Raw genomic sequence first — 16,148 nt, 5'->3', positions numbered from 1 at the left:
CTCTGTAGGACTTTGTCTCTAGAGCGCAAAGAAGGGGAATTTTCGGACAGCGAAGTTCACGAGGGAGCAACCTCCCTCGCCATTCAGACCTTCGCCGCAACCGGCAAAGGCGCCGCGAGCAGGCGTTCATCCAGCAGCCCCAGACCTTCCTGGAACAACTGATTGCTGCGCTCGGTATCGCCAAGCTGTGCAAGCAGACGGGCCAACTCCGCACAGGTCTCCGGATTGCGCTGCACGCGCAGACTGCTTTCCAGATAGTCGCGAGCTTTGCCCCACAGACTGGTTTGCAGACACAACCGCCCGAGGGTCAGCAGCAGACTCGGATCGGCCGGATGCTCCTTGAGCCAGCCTTCGGCAATCTGCAACTGACGCGCAGGATCACTGCCACGAACCAGACCATAAAGCCGCGCCAGATGACTGTCGTACTTGCGTTTGAGCGCTGTGCGCAGCACTTCTTCGGCTTCGACCTGAGCGCCCAACTGGCGCAGTTGCTCGGCATAGGCCAGTACCAAAGGTGCTTCCTGACGCTGCGCCGAAGTCAGCTGTTCCCACGCCCGCTTGAGCGATTGCAGACCCACCGCACCGTCTTCTTCGCGATGCGCTGCCAAGGACAGGTTCTCACCCCAGGCGCGGCGCTCGAGTTCGGCCAGCTCGGCTGGCGGCAGCACTTTGTCCTTGCGCAGCTCCGGCAGCAGACGAATCACCGCCGGCCATTCGCCACGCTGCTGATGCAGACGTTGCAATTGACGCAATGTCTGCGCGCTGCGCGGATGCCGTTCATGCATTGCCTGCAAGGTCACCAGCGCACCGTCGGTGTCGCCACGATCGGTCTGCAATTGTGCGTGACTCAGGGCGATCGCCAATTCGGCTTGCGGCTGACGCTCCAGCGCACGTTCGAGCAAACGATCACTTTCTTCGTACTGACCTTGCTCGTTCGCCGCACGGGCGGCGCCGAGGTAATACAGCAGTGGCTGGCGCTCGGCTTCCGCTGCGCGGGTCAAATGCCGCTGCGCGCTGGCCCAGCGACCTTCAGCCAGATCCAGTTGGCCGTGTTCGATCGCCACTTGCACCCGGCGGCTGCGATTGCGCCGCGACCACGGATTGACCACGCCGGTGGAGGTCATCACCAGCTCGACCAGTACCTTGATGCCCCAGAACAGCAGCCACAGCACCGCGATCACCGCGAGTGTCGCCCACAGGCTCGATTCGTAGCGGAAGCTCTTGTACGCCACCAGCACGTAACCGGAATGCTCGGCAATCGCCAGGCCCAGCGCTGCCGTCGCGGCGATGACCAGAAACACGATTACATAGAGGCGCTTCATGGGGTCGCCTCCTGCGCAGCATTGGCGGCAGGCTTGGCGAACGGTTTCACCGATTCCTCGGCATTGACGTTACGTCGCTCCAGATATCCCTGCACCGCACTCAAGGTGCCGGCCAGATCCGGCGTCTTGACGGTGACCGGTTCCTTGCTCAGCTCGGCGACCTGTTCCAGCATGACTTTGCTTTGCGGATTGTCCGGGTTGAAATTGCCTTTGAGCACATCGCGTGCCTCGGCCAGCGCCTGGGTGTACACCGCCGCCTGACCGTTGAGCGCGGCCCACTGCGCCTGCTCCAGCGCCAGGCTCAGGGCCAGGCGCACCTGGCTCAGGCTCTGTCCGGCCAGCAGCGGTTTGACGTTTTTGTCAGCATTGAAATCGATGCGGATATAGCGCGACACCTTGTCCCACCACTGCGCCCAGCGACTGGCGCCATCGCCATCGTTGGTCAGGCCCAGCAGCGATTCGCCGCGATCCTTGTACTCCGGCGCAAGCTCCGTGAGGTCGATAACCTGATCGCGCAGCGCGCCAAGGCGCAGGAACAGCCCGGTGCGATCCGGCTGTTCGGTGCTGCGCAAGGCGACCAGGGTTTTCGCCACTTGCTCGCGCGCGGCGAAGGAGCCCGGATCGTTCTGTTCACGGAGAATCTCATCGGCGCCTTGCACCAATGCCTGGGCGCTGCTGACGTCCTGCAACGCTGAAAGGCGCAGACTGGCCAGACGCAGCAAGTGTTCGGCCTCGGCCAGACGCCAGTCCTTGCGGCTGGCGCCAAGGACGGTTTCCAGACGTTGATTGAGGCGCTGTTGATCGCCCTGCAGTTGCGTGACCAGACGCTGGCGCTCGGCGAGTTCGTCCGCACCGGGCAACTGTGCAAGACGCTCGGTCAGACGCTGTTCGTTGAGCTTCAGACTTTGCGCCTGATCGTTCAAAGCCTGCACCTGACTCGACTGTTGCTGCGTGTTGTTCTGCAGGTGGCGCACCTGCCAGACACCCCAGCCGCCGATGGCGACACCGGCGGCGCCGAGCAGCAGGGCGACAATCGCCAGTCCATTGCCTCGGCGCGGCTCTTGGGCCGGTGGTGGAGTTTCAACCTGGGCATCGAGCGCAGGCTGGACGTCATCTTTTGGCAAGGCTGTTTCGCTCACGTATCCATCCTTTGCATTAGAAAACGGCACGGGACATTCCCGTAACGCCGTCAGCAAAGCCGCGGCACTTGCGCCGCGGCAATCCACAACTGTTTGAGCCCCGGCGGCACGTGCCAGCTCGGCGACCCTCGGGCTTGGAACAAACAACGGCAACTGCGCGATCTTCGGCCAGGCATCGCCGGCCATCTGCCGCAGGTGCTCGAAACCCTGTCCACTGCTGACCACCAGCCCGTTCAAGCGTTCCGCTTCGATCCGCCGTGGCAGCTCGTTTGGCGGGTAGGCTGGCAGGTCGCGGCGATACAACTCCAGATACTCGACACTAGCACCAAGCGCGCGCAGGCGCTCGGCGAGCAGTTCACGACCGCCCTCGCCGCGCAGGATCATCACCTGCGCGCCGGACTGGTCGAGCGCCTCGCGCAGACGCGGCAATTGCAGCAGGGCTTCACTGTCATCGCCGTCAGCCGGGAAGCTGACATCGAGCCCGTGTTTGCGAAGAATGCCTGCGGTCGCCGCACCGACGCTGAACCACGGCATGCTCAATGGCGCCGTGCCTTCGGACTTGAGCAGATCCACCGCAATCCGCGCCGCCGGTTTGCTGACCACAATCACTGCGCTACAGGCGGGCAATCGCGAAATCGCCTGGCGAATAGTGTCAGAGAGCGGCAGCGGAACAATGTCCAGAAGCGGCAGACAACTGCTGAAAATCCCGTGCCCGGCCAGCTGTTCGGCCAGCGCCGCGCAGTCGTCTGCCGGGCGCGTCAGCAGCAGGCGCCAGGCTGTCACTCGTGACCCGCCTCGCCGTAGACAGCTTTGAGAATGTCGTCAGCGCCTTGCTTGAGCAAGTCTTCAGCGACCTGCACGCCCAAGGTCTCGGCGTCCGCGCGCGGCGCGCGGGCTTCGGCGCTGAGCAGCTTGCCACCACTCGGCTCGCCGACCAGACCGCGCAACCACAACTGCCCGCCTTCAAGCACGGCGTAGCAGGCGATCGGCACTTGGCAGCCGCCGTTCAAATGTTTGTTGAGGGCGCGTTCGGCGTTCACCCGCGAAGCGGTATCGGCGTGATGCAAAGGCGCGAGCAAGGCGTGAATTTCGTGGTCGGCGCTGCGGCATTCGATGCCGACCGCGCCCTGGCCACCGGCCGGCAGGCTGTCATCGACACTGATCGCCGATGTGATGCGCTCCTCGAAACCCAGGCGGATCAGACCGGCCGCGGCGAGGATGATCGCGTCGTACTCGCCGGCGTCGAGTTTGGCCAGACGGGTGTTGACGTTGCCGCGCAGGAAACGGATCTGCAAGTCGGGACGCCGCGCCAGCAATTGCGTTTGCCGACGCAGGCTCGAGGTGCCGACGATGGCCCCGGCAGGCAGCGCTTCAAGACTGGCGTAGGTGTTGGAGACGAAAGCATCGCGCGGGTCTTCACGCTCACAGATGCAGAACAGACCCAGGCCTTGCGGGAAGTCCATCGGCACGTCTTTCATCGAATGCACAGCGATGTCGGCCTGGTTTTCCAGCAGCGCGGTTTCCAGTTCCTTGACGAACAGACCCTTGCCGCCGATCTTCGACAGTGGCGAGTCGAGCAGCTTGTCGCCGCGACTGACCATGGGCACCAGCGTCACCAGCAGGCCCGGGTGGGCCGCCTCGAGACGGGCTTTGACGTATTCGGCCTGCCAGAGGGCCAACGCACTTTTACGGGTGGCGATGCGGATTTCGCGAGGGGACATGGAACAATCCGTACTGAATAGATACGGCGGATAATAACAGCTCAGTCAATTTCACTTTGATTTGAATCAGAACCGGCGCGGCCTCCCTGGCCTGCCATGCCGGATAAAAGAACACGAAAAAGCCCGGTGAGGACCAGGTCAAAGCCCCTGCATCATCTTGCGCACACCGGCAACATGCCGCCGGCTGACAATCAGTGCGTCGCCATTGAGGCCTTTGAGGAACAACTGGAAATGTCCCAGTGGCGTGCGTTGCAATCGCTCGATGCGATCACGAGCGACCAGCGCGTTGCGGTGGATACGCACAAAGCGTTCGCCGAATTCGTCTTCAAGGGCTTTGAGGGGTTCGTCGAGCAGCACCTCGCCGGCTTCGTGACGCAGGGTCACGTACTTGTGGTCGGCGATGAAGTAGACTACCTGATCCAGCGGAATCAGCTCGATGCCTTTACGGGTCCGTGCGCTGATGTGGCTGCGTGGGCCGTTGCCACTTTCGGCAGCGGGACGGGTCAGGGCCGAGAGTTGCGCCCGGTTGGGACGTTCAGCCCGCTTCAGGGCTTCATTCAAGTGTTCGGTTCGCACAGGTTTCACCACATAGCCCACGGCGCTGGCCTGCAGGGCTTCCACGGCAAATTCATCGGGACTGGTGCAAAACACCACGGCCGGCGGCGTCTCTCGTTCGCACAGTCGGGCAGCAACCTGCAGGCCATCGAGGCCCGGCATGCGGATATCGAGCAGCACGATATCCGGCTTGTGGCTGTCGATCAGCGCTAACGCCTCCTCGCCATTCGTGGCACTGGGCTCCAGGACTGTGTAACCCTCGAGCTCGCTCACCATACGGCTTAGGCGCTCGCGAGCCAGGGGTTCGTCATCAACGATCAGGACATTCATATTGCGCTGGATTCCTGCGTGAGTCTCGCACAAGGATAGCGTAGACAGGTGTAGTGACCTCCGTCACCGCGATCCACGCTAAGACTAGCCCGAGCGCCAAAAAGTGCCGTACGTCGGCCAGCAATATTTGCCAGCGTCCGGGTCGTACCGCTCGGAGCCCAGTGTTTCCTGCGTTTCTCACGGTGGGTGACCGTTGTACAACTCACCCGCCCCCTCTTCTTATAGCCAGTGGCCGGACCTTTGCATGATCCGCATTCGCACCGACCCTTATGTCCACTGTAGACGTTCGTCGGAACGATATTGCTCAATCAAAAAATATCCTTTTGTAAATTCCTTGCAGACCGCGCCGGACATGCCTGACACATCCGCGAAAAAACGTATCGACCGGTGTCAGCGACAGGATTGGCAACCCTGTTATTATCCCCGCCAGCGTTTCACGCCATTTCTTCAAGCCGATACGAGCGAATTCATGAGCACTGACAAGACCAATCAGTCCTGGGGCGGCCGCTTCAGTGAACCCGTCGACGCCTTCGTCGCCCGCTTCACCGCCTCCGTCACTTTCGACCAGCGCCTGTATCGCCACGACATCATGGGCTCGATCGCCCACGCCACCATGCTGGCCAAGGTCGGCGTGCTGACCGATGCCGAGCGCGACAGCATCATCGATGGACTGAAGACCATTCAGGGCGAAATCGAGGCCGGCCAGTTCGACTGGCGCGTCGACCTCGAAGACGTGCACATGAACATCGAAGCGCGCCTGACCGACCGCATCGGCGTCACCGGTAAAAAGCTCCACACCGGGCGCAGCCGCAACGACCAGGTCGCCACCGATATCCGCCTGTGGCTGCGCGATGAAATCGACCTGATCCTCGCCGAGGTCACCCGCCTGCAAAAAGGCCTGCTGGAGCAGGCCGAACGTGAAGCGGCGAGCATCATGCCCGGCTTCACCCACCTGCAGACCGCACAGCCAGTGACTTTCGGGCATCACATGCTGGCCTGGTTCGAAATGCTCAGCCGCGACTACGAGCGTCTGGTCGACTGCCGCAAGCGCACTAACCGCATGCCGCTGGGCAGCGCCGCGCTGGCCGGCACCACTTACCCGATCGACCGCGAATACACCGCGCAACTGCTCGGCTTCGACGCCGTCGGCGGCAACTCGCTGGACAACGTTTCCGATCGCGACTTCGCCATCGAATTCTGCTCGGCCGCAAGCATCGCGATGATGCACCTGTCGCGCTTCTCCGAAGAGCTGGTGCTGTGGACCAGCGCGCAGTTCCAGTTCATCGATCTGCCGGACCGTTTCTGCACCGGCAGCTCGATCATGCCGCAAAAGAAAAACCCCGACGTGCCCGAGCTGGTGCGCGGCAAGACCGGCCGTGTGTTCGGCGCGCTGATGGGCCTGCTGACCCTGATGAAAGGCCAGCCACTGGCCTACAACAAGGACAATCAGGAAGACAAGGAGCCGCTGTTCGACGCCGCCGACACCCTGCGCGATTCGCTGCGCGCGTTTGCCGACATGATCCCGGCGATCAAGCCGAAACACGCGATCATGCGTGAAGCGGCACTGCGCGGTTTCTCCACCGCGACCGACCTGGCGGATTATCTGGTGCGCCGTGGCCTGCCGTTCCGCGACTGCCATGAAATCGTTGGCCACGCGGTGAAATACGGCGTCGACACGGGTAAGGATCTGGCCGAGATGAGCCTGGAAGAACTGCGTCAGTTCAGCGATCAGATCGAGCAGGACGTGTTTGCCGTGCTGACCCTGGAAGGCTCGGTGAATGCCCGCGACCATATCGGCGGGACTGCGCCGGCGCAGGTCAGGGCTGCGGTGGCGCGCGGTCAGGCCCTGCTGGCCAGCCGCTAGAAGGATCGCGGGCAAGCCCGCTCCCACAGGGTTCTTTGTGGAACACAATTTTGCGTTCGCCCCATAGCCCTGTGGGAGCTGGCTTGCCAGCGATGACTGACTTCAGAGCGTTACAAAATTCACTTCTTGGCAGCAATCATCGCCAAAAACGCCGGCATCGCCGCGTCCTTGTCCGCCGCAATCTTCTGCACATGCGGATTCTGTTCTAACCGTTCCAGCAGCGCTTTCGCCTGCGGCATCTCAGCCAGCAGATCAACCCCGAACAACTTCTGCACGACCGCACAGGCCAGCGGCACGCTGTAGAGGAAATACAAATCGGCAATGCTCAGGCTGTCACCCGCCACGTACGGGGCGAACTTGCCATGACGGCCCAGCGCCGCGAAGCCCAGCAACAGCTCGGTCCGGGTCTTCTCCTTGATAGCCTCCGGCAATGTCACACCGAAAAACGCCTCGCCATAGCAGGCACGCCCCGGCAACTCGATGTACAACTCGATTTCCTTGGCAATTGCCAATACCTGCGCGCGCTCGAACGGGTCGCTGGGCAGGAGTGGCGTGCCCTTTTGTGCTTGTTCGAGGTATTCGAGGATGATCGCGGTTTCGTTGATATAACCGGCGTCGACACCCAGCACCGGGACCTTGCCACGCGGACTGATTGCCAGTGACTCCGGGGTCTGCGTCGGATAGAAAGTTACCTCTTCGAAGGGCAGGCCTTTTTCCAGCAGTGCCAGTTTGACCATGTTGTAGTAGTTGCTGACAGCGAATCCGTAGAGCTTGAACATCACAGAGCCTCCAGGCCGTGCGGGGTGGGCAGTGCCTGTTTATAGATCGCCGCGGCGTTTCCCGCCAGCAGCATCACGCCGCTGAATGCGGGTAAACTGGCGCCTTTCCCTGAGGAGCCTGCCATGAGCGAGCCGACAGATATCGTCAACGATGACGACGAAGAAGCATTCACCGAAGCGACCCTGATCGAAGCCATCGAGAACCAGATTGAAAGCGACAACCCGCCGGCGGCGAAGGCGACGTTGAACAAGCTGACTTTGGTCGGTATGGACCGTGAGGAGATCCTCAATTTGATGGCCCATGTGCTGGCTTTCGAAATTGACGCGATGCTCGATGAAGATCGCCCGTTCGACACCCAGTGGTACGAAGCGGCACTGCGCGCTTTGCCAGAGCTGCCACCGGAAAAGCAGTAACCACATCATTCCTGTGGGAGCGAGCAGGCTCGCTCCCACAAGGTTTGTTACGCATCCATCCAGCCATCTGCTGCCGCCCGACTACACTGGAATTCGCCTCAAGACAAAATCCCCTGATCCGAGCACTGGACATGCTGCACCAGCGGGTTCACCTTAGAGGCGCTGTCGTCCAATTCCTAGAAAGTCTGGAGTCCTTATGTCGCTTACCCCTGAGTTGGTTGCCGAACTGGAAGTCCTTGCACTCTTCAACCTGGACAGTTCCCAGGAAGGTCTGAAAATTCATCAGACCGCTGCCCCGAAACACATCGCTGCTGCCCAGCGCCTCTTTGAAAAAGAACTCACCGACCAGCCCGATGGCGGTTATCTGACCAGCCTCGGTCGCGATGCCGCGCAAAACGTGCAGACCGTACTGACGATTTTGAAAGAACAGGAAACCGCCTGATTTCTCTGACTTTGCCCACGGGAACTCCTGCCACGGGATTTCCGCGGGCCCGCCCGATCGCTGTCGATAAAAAACTGACGTCAAAAAACAAATTCAGCTTAAACGTCCTGCCGCGCAGCGGCTAAACTGCGGCCATTCCGAGACCCTCTACGTCCGAGCCTGCAAGCCGGTTTGAGCTGACATGACCCGCACCCACGAAATCCGCCCCGACCTGGACGAAGGCATCGACCGCAAGGTACTCAGCCAACTGCGCGCACGTTTTCTCAAACTCAATGAAGGCCGCCTCGGCCGCGCTCTCGAAGGCTTGTCGACGCGCCAGCAAAGCGTGTTGACGCTGTTGCCGCTGTTCTTTCACGTCAATCATCCGTTGCTGCCCGGCTATGTCTCGGGCAGTACGCCGGCGGGGCTTTCGAATTATGAGCCGGACGCCAATGCGCTGACTGAGGCGCAGCGCCTGACTCGCTCGTTCTCTTACAGGCCGCGCCATGGCAGTAACCCGCCGCGACCGATCCACGGCCTGTTCCTGATGGGCAGCCTCGGCACGCTGGCCCAGGCCGATCAGAGCGATATGGACGTGTGGGTCTGCCATGGGCCGGATCTGAGCGAAAGCGAGCTCGCCGAGCTGAGCAAGAAGTGCCAATTGCTGGAAGCCTGGGCTGCAAGCCAGGGTGCCGAAGCGCATTTCTTCCTGATCGACCCGGCGCGCTTCGTCAAAGGCGAACGCGATTCCCAGCTCAGTTCGGACAACTGCGGCAGCACCCAGCACTATCTGCTGCTCGACGAGTTTTACCGCACGGCGATCTGGCTGGCCGGGCGCACGCCGATCTGGTGGCTGGTGCCGGTTTATGAAGAAACAGCCTACGACGCCTACACCCACACCCTGCTGTCCAAACGCTTTATTCGCGCCGACGAAACCCTCGATCTCGGGCCGATGGCGACCATTCCGCCCGGAGAATTCATCGGCGCCGGGTTGTGGCAGTTGTTCAAAGGCATCGAGTCGCCCTACAAGTCGGTGCTCAAACTGCTGCTGACCGAGGTGTACGCCAGCGAACACCCGCACGTGCAGTGCCTGAGCCTGCGCTTCAAGAAAGCCGTGTTCGCCAATCAGCTCGATCTTGATGAACTGGACCCGTACATGGTCGTGTACCGGCGTATCGAGGAATACCTGATCGCCCGCAACGAACCGGAGCGTCTTGAACTGGTGCGCCGCGCGCTGTATCTGAAGGTCAACCGCAAGCTCACCGGCAACAGCCGCAGCCAGGGCTGGCAACGCACACTGCTCGAACGCCTGGCTGGCGAGTGGCATTGGGATCAACGGCAACTGGCGCTGCTCGACAGCCGCAGTCAGTGGAAAGTCCGCCAGGTCAGCGCCGAGCGCCGCGCGCTGGTCAATGAACTCAACTACAGCTATCGCTTTCTGACCCAGTTCGCCCGCAGCGAACAGACTGTCAGCCTGATCAACAAGCGCGACCTCAATGTCCTCGGCCGGCGCCTCTACGCAGCGTTCGAGCGCAAGGCCGACAAGGTCGAGTTCATCAATCCGGGCATCGCCCCGGACTTGGCGGAAGACACCCTGACCCTGGTGCAGTCGCCGAACAAAAAGGAGCCGGGGCATACCCAGTGGGGCTTGTACAACGGTAGCCTGACGGCACTGGAGTGGGAACACTTCGCGCCGATCAAGCGCAGTCGCGAGCTGCTTGAACTGCTGACTTGGTGCCACCGCAACGGCGTGATCGACAGCAGCACACGTCTGGCCCTGCATCCGGGCACCAGCGACTTGAGCGAGTTCGAGCTGTTCAACCTGCTCGGCAGCCTGCAGCAGTGCATCGCCCTGCCCTTGCCCACCGTTGCCGAAGAGCCATTGCTACGTGCCGCTGTGCCCAGCGAAGTGCTGCTGCTGATCAACGTCGGCGTCGACCCGCTCAAGCATCACCGTGATCTGAACATCCTGATGACCACCGAACGCACCGACTCGCTGAGCTATGCCGGTGTGCGCGAGAACCTGGTGCTGACCCTCGATCAGGTCACGCTCAACAGCTGGAACGAAGTGCTGGTCAATCGTTTCGACGGCCCGCATGCACTGCTCGATTGCCTGCGCGATTATCTCAACAACCTGCCGCGCGGCTCGGTGCAGCCGTCGCTGAAAGTGCGCTGTTTCTGCCACAACCGCGCGCAATTCATTGCCCGTCGCGTCGAAGAAATCGTCGACACCGCGCAGACCCTGTTGCTCAGTGACTTGAATCACCGCTACCTGATTCAGGTGCAGCAGCACTACCACGTGCTGGAGCTGGTGCCAGGTCAGGTCAACCATGTCGCCCTCGCCACCCTGCCGGCACTGCTCGATTATCTGGGCGAAGAACTACCGCGCTACAGCCCGCTGCACCTCGACCCGATGGCGTTGGAAGATCACGATCTGGCGCTGATCCTGCCGATGGGTCAGCCGGAGTGCATTCAGGTGTTTTATCGCATCAGCGAGCAGCAGGCCGAGCTGTACGTGCTGGATGAATTCAATGCGCTGTGGCAACAGCAGCTTCCGTACCATGACGAGCAGAGTCTGCTGGTACCGCTGCAGCGTTTTCTGCAATCGATCCAGTATCGGCGGGAAGCGCAATTGCCGATGGACAGTGGCCCTGCCGGCAGCCCCCAGACTTTGTATTACCAGCTGTTGCCGTCAGGCCCGGGGCGCTCGCGCAGGGTCGAAACCCGGCCGGCACCGCAGACCCCGGTGAACAAACCGTTCTATGACGTACAGGCGATCATCGGCAAAGCCGCGCCCGGCGAAGTGCAGGTCACCCTGTATTGCAATCAGCGCGAATTCAGCGAGCTGGAGCATGGCGACCAGTTGTTCAGCGTGGTCGCCCGAGAGATCGTCGAGCAGCGCCGCGAGACCGAACGCTATCGCTGCTACATCACCGACCTCGACCTCTCGGGGTTGCTCGGTGACGGGCACAGTTCAAGCAATCTGTATCTGCGCTACAAGGCGGACCTGGAGCGCTCGTTGAATGAAGCGCTCGAACAGGTTTGAAGCGGGGAGTTATTCGGGAAAGGCGCCGCCGTTGACCGGTTGCGATTCCACTTCCAGCAAGGTCAGTTTCAGCGACTTGCCACCCGGGGCCGGCCAATCGATGTGCTGACCGACCTTCAGACCCAGCAGCGCACTGCCGACCGGCGCCAGAATGGAAATCTTGCCTTCATCGGCGTTGGCGTCCTTGGGATAGACCAGCGTCAGGTGGTAATCCTTGCCACTGCCTTCTTCGCGGCAATGCACACGGGAATTCATGGTCACGACATCGGCGGGCACTTCATCGTGGCCGACCACGGTATCGGCGCGGTCCAGTTCGGTTTGCAGCGCAATCACGCCCGGCGCAGCCTGGTCTTTCTCGCTCAGACTGTCGATCAGGCGCTCCAGACGTTGCACGTCCAGACGGGTAAGGGTGATGGAAGGTGCGGTCATGATCCAGGCAGACTCCTTTCTTCTGCACAAAAAAAGCAAAACCCCGCCAAAAAAGACGGGGTTTTCACCGTGCCTCGGTGGTTTGAGGCGTTCGCGGACACTATCACAGCTCAAAAAATATACAAGTCACGCCCTTTATTGCCTGGGTGAAACCCTTGTGACGAGGGGATTTATCCCCGTTCGGCTGCGCAGCAGCCGTATAGATTTTGGGGCCGCTACGCGACCCAACGGGGATAAATCCCCTCGCCACGATATCAACAGGCTTGGGATTTTCGTGCGGCAGCCTGCTGGCAAATCACCCGGCGCCGTTGATCATCGGCCGAGCGCCATTCGCGAATGTCTTCAACGTGGCGCGCGCAGCCGAGGCAGACTTTCTGTTCGTCCAGTCGGCATACGCCCGTGCACGGCGAAGGCACCGCCGGGCTGACGTTGCTGTAGAGCGGTTTCGGCGGGCGAACAGGCGCGGCATCCGTCACGAATCACAGACCTTCGAAATCGAATTCGGCGCCAGCCTGCTGCTTGACGAGGCGCTGAAGCATTTCGCCCAATTGCTCTTCGCTCTTGTCGCACATCCAGCGCTCGCTTTCTTCGTCGTAGTCGAAGTGGAAACCACCGGACACTGCCGCCAGCCACAGCTGACGCAATGGCTCCTGGCGGCTGAAGATCAACTGGCTGCCGTTTTCGAATTTGACCGTCAGCACGCCGGCCGAGCTTTCCAGATCGATGTCCAGATCGCTTTCGTCAAATATGTCTTCCAGTTTTTCCTGGGTTTCATCGACCAGATCGTGGAAACGGGCTTCGGACAAACTCATTGCGGCAACCTCAAAAATGTCTGATCAGGCTCAAGCGCCGAAAGATACGGACGCTGCCGGCCGATTGCAAAGATTAACGACCAAGCACCTGTCGGCCCATCCAGCACCGCCCCCGTGGGAGCGAGCCTGCTGGCGAAAGCGGTGTGTCAGGCAACGAGCCTGTTGAATTTGCCGACGCCTTCGCGAGCAGGCTCGCTCCCACAGGGATGATGCGCATCACAGGAGCCCCGCCGGACGGGAACCCCCTCGCATAGGCAAGCTGCCGGGTGGCCGGTATACTCCGGCGCAATTAACGCATTTTCAAGGATTTCGCCATGAAGCGCCTGATCTCTTCCCTTGCTGCGCTCGTCGCGGTTGCCTGCCTGGTTTCGGCCTGTGGTCAAAAAGGCCCGCTATACCTGCCCGATGACGACCAGGACCCGGCCGAACAAGCCCAGTCTTCGCAGAAGCAGCCGTCCAAGGCTCACAAGCACGACGTTTACTAAGGGATCGCCATGGACGCTTTTAACTACCGTGGCGGGGAGCTGTTCGCGGAAGGTGTGGCGCTGTCCGCCATCGCCGACCGCTTCGGCACGCCCACCTATGTCTACTCGCGCGCCCACATCGAAGCGCAGTATCTGGCCTACGCCGATGCGCTGGCCGGCATGCCGCATCTGGTCTGCTTCGCGGTCAAAGCCAACTCCAACCTCGGTGTACTGAATGTCCTGGCCCGTCTCGGCGCCGGTTTCGACATCGTTTCCCGTGGCGAGCTGGAACGTGTACTGGCCGCTGGTGGCAGCGCCGACAAGATCGTTTTCTCCGGCGTCGGCAAGACCCGTGACGACATGCGCCGCGCCCTCGAAGTCGGCGTGCACTGCTTCAACGTCGAATCCACCGACGAGCTCGAGCGCCTGCAAGTAGTCGCCGCCGAGCTGGGTGTTCGCGCCCCGGTTTCGCTGCGCGTGAACCCGGACGTAGATGCCGGCACCCATCCGTACATTTCCACCGGTCTGAAAGAGAACAAGTTCGGCATCGCCATTGCCGATGCCGAAGACGTGTACGTGCGCGCCGCGCATCTGCCGAACCTGGAAGTGGTCGGTGTCGACTGCCACATCGGTTCGCAACTGACCACCCTGCCGCCATTCATTGACGCCCTGGATCGCTTGCTCGATCTGGTCGACCGTCTGGGCGATTGCGGCATTCACCTGCGCCACATCGATCTTGGTGGTGGCCTGGGCGTGCGTTATCGCGATGAAGAGCCGCCGGTGGCTGCCGACTACATCAAAGCCGTGCGCGAGCGTCTCGACGGGCGTGATCTGGCGCTGGTGTTCGAACCGGGTCGCTTCATCGTTGCCAATGGCGGCGTGTTGCTGACCCAGGTCGAATACCTCAAGCACACCGAGCACAAGGATTTCGCCATCGTCGACGCGGCGATGAACGACCTGATCCGCCCGGCGCTGTATCAGGCGTGGATGGACGTCACCGCAGTGAAACCGCGCGACAGCGCTGCACGCAATTACGACATCGTCGGCCCGATCTGCGAAACCGGCGACTTCCTCGCCAAGGATCGCGAGCTGGCGCTGGAAGAGGGCGACTTGCTGGCAGTGCATTCGGCCGGTGCCTACGGTTTCGTCATGAGCTCCAACTACAACACTCGCGGCCGTGCCGCTGAAGTGCTGGTGGATGGTGATCAGGTTTTTGAAGTGCGTCGCCGCGAAACCGTGGCCGAGCTGTTTGCCGGCGAAAGCCTGCTGCCGGAGTAACCCATGCTGCTGCGTTTTACCAAAATGCACGGCCTGGGCAACGACTTCATGGTCCTCGACCTGGTCAGCCAGCACGCGCACATTCAGCCCAAACACGCCAAGCAATGGGGCGACCGCCACACCGGGATCGGTTTCGACCAGTTGCTGATCGTCGAAGCGCCGAGCAACCCGGATGTGGATTTCCGCTACCGGATCTTCAACTCCGACGGTTCGGAAGTGGAGCAGTGCGGCAACGGTGCGCGCTGCTTCGCCCGCTTCGTGCTCGACAAGCGTCTGACCGCCAAACGGCAGATCCGCGTCGAGACCAAGGGCGGCATCATCGAACTGGACGTGCGTAACGACGGCCAGATCGGCGTGAACATGGGCGCGCCGCGCCTGGTGCCGGCGGACATTCCGTTCCAGGCGCCAGCCCAGGCCACCAGTTATCAGCTGGATGTCGATGGCACCACGGTCGAACTGGCCGCCGTGTCGATGGGCAATCCCCATGCGGTCATTCGCGTGGACGACATCAACAGCGCACCGGTGCATGAGCTGGGGCCGAAGATCGAGCACCATCCGCGCTTCCCGGCGCGGGTCAATGTCGGCTTCCTTCAGGTCATCGACCGCCATCGCGCGCAACTGCGTGTTTGGGAACGCGGCGCCGGGGAAACCCAGGCCTGCGGCACCGGCGCCTGTGCGGCGGCGGTGGCAGCCATCAGTCAGGGGTGGATGGATTCGCCGCTGTTGATCGACCTGCCCGGCGGGCGTCTGTCCATCGAGTGGGCCGGCCCGGGCGAACCGGTGTTGATGACCGGTCCGGCAGTGCGTGTATACGAAGGACAAGTGCGTCTTTGAGCGAGCAGAAATCATGACCGACAAGCCACAGGTACCCGCCCGACCAGCCGACGAATCAGCGTCCGAGAGCCTCGAGGCAGCCGCAGTTGCCGCCTACCTTGAAGCTCATCCGGACTTTTTCGTCGAGCACGAAGAGCTGCTGCCGTCGTTGCGCATTCCGCACCGACGCGGCGACACCGTGTCGCTGGTCGAGCGGCAGATGACCATCCTGCGCGACCGCAATATCGAGATGCGCCATCGCCTTTCGCATCTGATGGACGTGGCCCGCGACAACGATCGCCTGTTCGAAAAAACCCGCCGCCTGATTCTCGCGCTGATGGATGCATCGACCCTGGAAGACGTGGTCATCAGCGTTGAAGACAGCCTGCGTCAGGATTTCCAGGTGCCCTTCGTCAGCCTGATCCTGCTCGGCGACAACCCGGCCCCGGTCGGCCGCTGGGTGACTCACGCCGACGCGCAAACCGCGATTGGCGGCTTGCTCACCGAAGGCAAAAGCGTCAGCGGCAGCCTGCGTGAGCATGAGCTGGATTTCCTCTTCGGCGAAGAACAGCGCCAGCAGATCGGCTCGACCGCCGTGGTTGCCGTCAGCCATCAGGGCATTCACGGCATTCTGGCCATCGCCAGCCGTGACCCGCAGCACTACAAGAGCTCGGTCGGCACCCTGTTCCTCAGTTACATCGCCGAGGTCATGGGCCGTGTGCTGCCACGGGTCAACAGCTCGCTGCGCTCGGTACGCTGAC

The 16,148-nt window shown here is 61.7% G+C and carries 16 protein-coding genes and 2 pseudogenes; 8 read left to right on the top strand and 10 right to left on the bottom strand.

The features are described 5' to 3' along the window. Positions 1 to 83: 83 nt before the first annotated feature. The 6 genes and pseudogenes from JWU58_RS01725 to JWU58_RS27185 all read right to left on the bottom strand — a co-directional run. Complete coding sequence (locus JWU58_RS01725) at positions 84 to 1,322, bottom strand: heme biosynthesis protein HemY (RefSeq protein WP_206421398.1); 1,239 nt, start codon at positions 1,320 to 1,322, stop codon at positions 84 to 86. Next, positions 1,319 to 2,461: a uroporphyrinogen-III C-methyltransferase gene (locus tag JWU58_RS27195; protein ID WP_223630514.1), complete on the bottom strand. Its 1,143-nt coding sequence runs from the start codon at positions 2,459 to 2,461 to the stop codon at positions 1,319 to 1,321. The genes JWU58_RS01725 and JWU58_RS27195 overlap by 4 nt, the downstream gene beginning before the upstream one ends. Positions 2,462 to 2,497: 36 nt before the next feature. After that, positions 2,498 to 3,244: pseudogene (locus JWU58_RS27190) on the bottom strand (uroporphyrinogen-III synthase); the annotation flags it as partial. Then, positions 3,241 to 4,182, bottom strand: a complete 942-nt coding sequence (gene hemC / locus JWU58_RS01715; RefSeq protein ID WP_206421396.1) for a hydroxymethylbilane synthase — start codon at positions 4,180 to 4,182, stop codon at positions 3,241 to 3,243. The gene hemC and the pseudogene JWU58_RS27190, both read right to left, overlap by 4 nt. A gap of 138 nt (positions 4,183 to 4,320) precedes the next feature. Beyond that, entirely contained in the window at positions 4,321 to 5,067 is a 747-nt protein-coding gene (locus JWU58_RS01710) for a LytR/AlgR family response regulator transcription factor (protein ID WP_016772598.1), read from the bottom strand. Continuing rightward, a pseudogene (locus JWU58_RS27185) lies at positions 5,064 to 5,222 on the bottom strand (sensor histidine kinase); the annotation flags it as partial. The pseudogene JWU58_RS27185 and the gene JWU58_RS01710, both read right to left, overlap by 4 nt. Positions 5,223 to 5,536: 314 nt before the next feature. On the opposite strand from JWU58_RS27185, the gene argH reads away from it, so the two are divergent. After that, on the top strand, positions 5,537 to 6,931 hold the full coding sequence (gene argH / locus JWU58_RS01705; RefSeq protein WP_206421395.1) for an argininosuccinate lyase: 1,395 nt from the start codon (positions 5,537 to 5,539) through the stop codon (positions 6,929 to 6,931). A gap of 119 nt (positions 6,932 to 7,050) precedes the next feature. On the opposite strand, the gene JWU58_RS01700 is transcribed toward argH, so the two are convergent. Then, positions 7,051 to 7,710 carry a glutathione S-transferase family protein gene (locus JWU58_RS01700; RefSeq protein ID WP_206421394.1) on the bottom strand — a complete coding sequence of 220 codons (660 nt, stop codon included), beginning with the start codon at positions 7,708 to 7,710 and terminating at the stop codon, positions 7,051 to 7,053. A 123-nt stretch (positions 7,711 to 7,833) separates the two neighbouring features. On the opposite strand from JWU58_RS01700, the gene JWU58_RS01695 reads away from it, so the two are divergent. From JWU58_RS01695 to JWU58_RS01685, 3 genes are all read left to right on the top strand, one after another. Continuing rightward, a complete protein-coding gene (locus JWU58_RS01695) occupies positions 7,834 to 8,124 on the top strand; it encodes a hypothetical protein (RefSeq protein ID WP_122698690.1) in 291 nt (96 codons plus the stop codon). A 196-nt stretch (positions 8,125 to 8,320) separates the two neighbouring features. After that, on the top strand, positions 8,321 to 8,566 hold the full coding sequence (locus JWU58_RS01690) for a TIGR02647 family protein (protein ID WP_016772594.1): 246 nt from the start codon (positions 8,321 to 8,323) through the stop codon (positions 8,564 to 8,566). Positions 8,567 to 8,747: 181 nt separating this feature from the next. Then, positions 8,748 to 11,591, top strand: a complete 2,844-nt coding sequence (locus JWU58_RS01685) for a class I adenylate cyclase (protein ID WP_206421393.1) — start codon at positions 8,748 to 8,750, stop codon at positions 11,589 to 11,591. Between the two features lie 9 nt (positions 11,592 to 11,600). Here the strand turns inward: JWU58_RS01685 and rnk are convergent, their stop codons facing one another. The 3 genes from rnk to cyaY all read right to left on the bottom strand — a co-directional run bounded on the left by rnk (position 11,601) and on the right by cyaY (position 12,832). After that, entirely contained in the window at positions 11,601 to 12,020 is a 420-nt protein-coding gene (gene rnk / locus JWU58_RS01680; protein ID WP_039757397.1) for a nucleoside diphosphate kinase regulator, read from the bottom strand. Between the two features lie 254 nt (positions 12,021 to 12,274). Continuing rightward, positions 12,275 to 12,496: a DUF1289 domain-containing protein gene (locus JWU58_RS01675; protein WP_110599860.1), complete on the bottom strand. Its 222-nt coding sequence runs from the start codon at positions 12,494 to 12,496 to the stop codon at positions 12,275 to 12,277. Positions 12,497 to 12,499: 3 nt separating this feature from the next. Beyond that, positions 12,500 to 12,832, bottom strand: coding sequence for an iron donor protein CyaY (gene cyaY, locus JWU58_RS01670; protein ID WP_041476930.1), 333 nt, complete (start codon positions 12,830 to 12,832; stop codon positions 12,500 to 12,502). 314 nt (positions 12,833 to 13,146) lie between these two features. On the opposite strand from cyaY, the gene lptM reads away from it, so the two are divergent. From lptM to JWU58_RS01650, 4 genes are read left to right on the top strand one after another with little or no spacing between them, the layout of a single operon-like run. Further along, positions 13,147 to 13,317 carry an LPS translocon maturation chaperone LptM gene (gene lptM, locus JWU58_RS01665; protein WP_016772589.1) on the top strand — a complete coding sequence of 57 codons (171 nt, stop codon included), beginning with the start codon at positions 13,147 to 13,149 and terminating at the stop codon, positions 13,315 to 13,317. A gap of 9 nt (positions 13,318 to 13,326) precedes the next feature. Beyond that, the gene (gene lysA / locus JWU58_RS01660) at positions 13,327 to 14,574 is read left to right on the top strand and encodes a diaminopimelate decarboxylase (RefSeq protein ID WP_206421392.1); all 1,248 of its coding nucleotides are present in this window, start codon (positions 13,327 to 13,329) and stop codon (positions 14,572 to 14,574) included. A gap of 3 nt (positions 14,575 to 14,577) precedes the next feature. Further along, on the top strand, positions 14,578 to 15,408 hold the full coding sequence (gene dapF, locus JWU58_RS01655; RefSeq protein WP_122506201.1) for a diaminopimelate epimerase: 831 nt from the start codon (positions 14,578 to 14,580) through the stop codon (positions 15,406 to 15,408). Positions 15,409 to 15,421: 13 nt separating this feature from the next. Next, positions 15,422 to 16,147, top strand: coding sequence for a DUF484 family protein (locus JWU58_RS01650; RefSeq protein ID WP_042607115.1), 726 nt, complete (start codon positions 15,422 to 15,424; stop codon positions 16,145 to 16,147). Position 16,148 lies beyond the last annotated feature (1 nt).

This window comes from Pseudomonas atacamensis, from assembly GCF_017167965.1.
Lineage (GTDB): Bacteria > Pseudomonadota > Gammaproteobacteria > Pseudomonadales > Pseudomonadaceae > Aquipseudomonas > Aquipseudomonas atacamensis.
The sequence above is the reverse complement of the archived record's forward strand: the minus strand, read 5'-3'. Positions and strand labels throughout refer to the sequence as shown.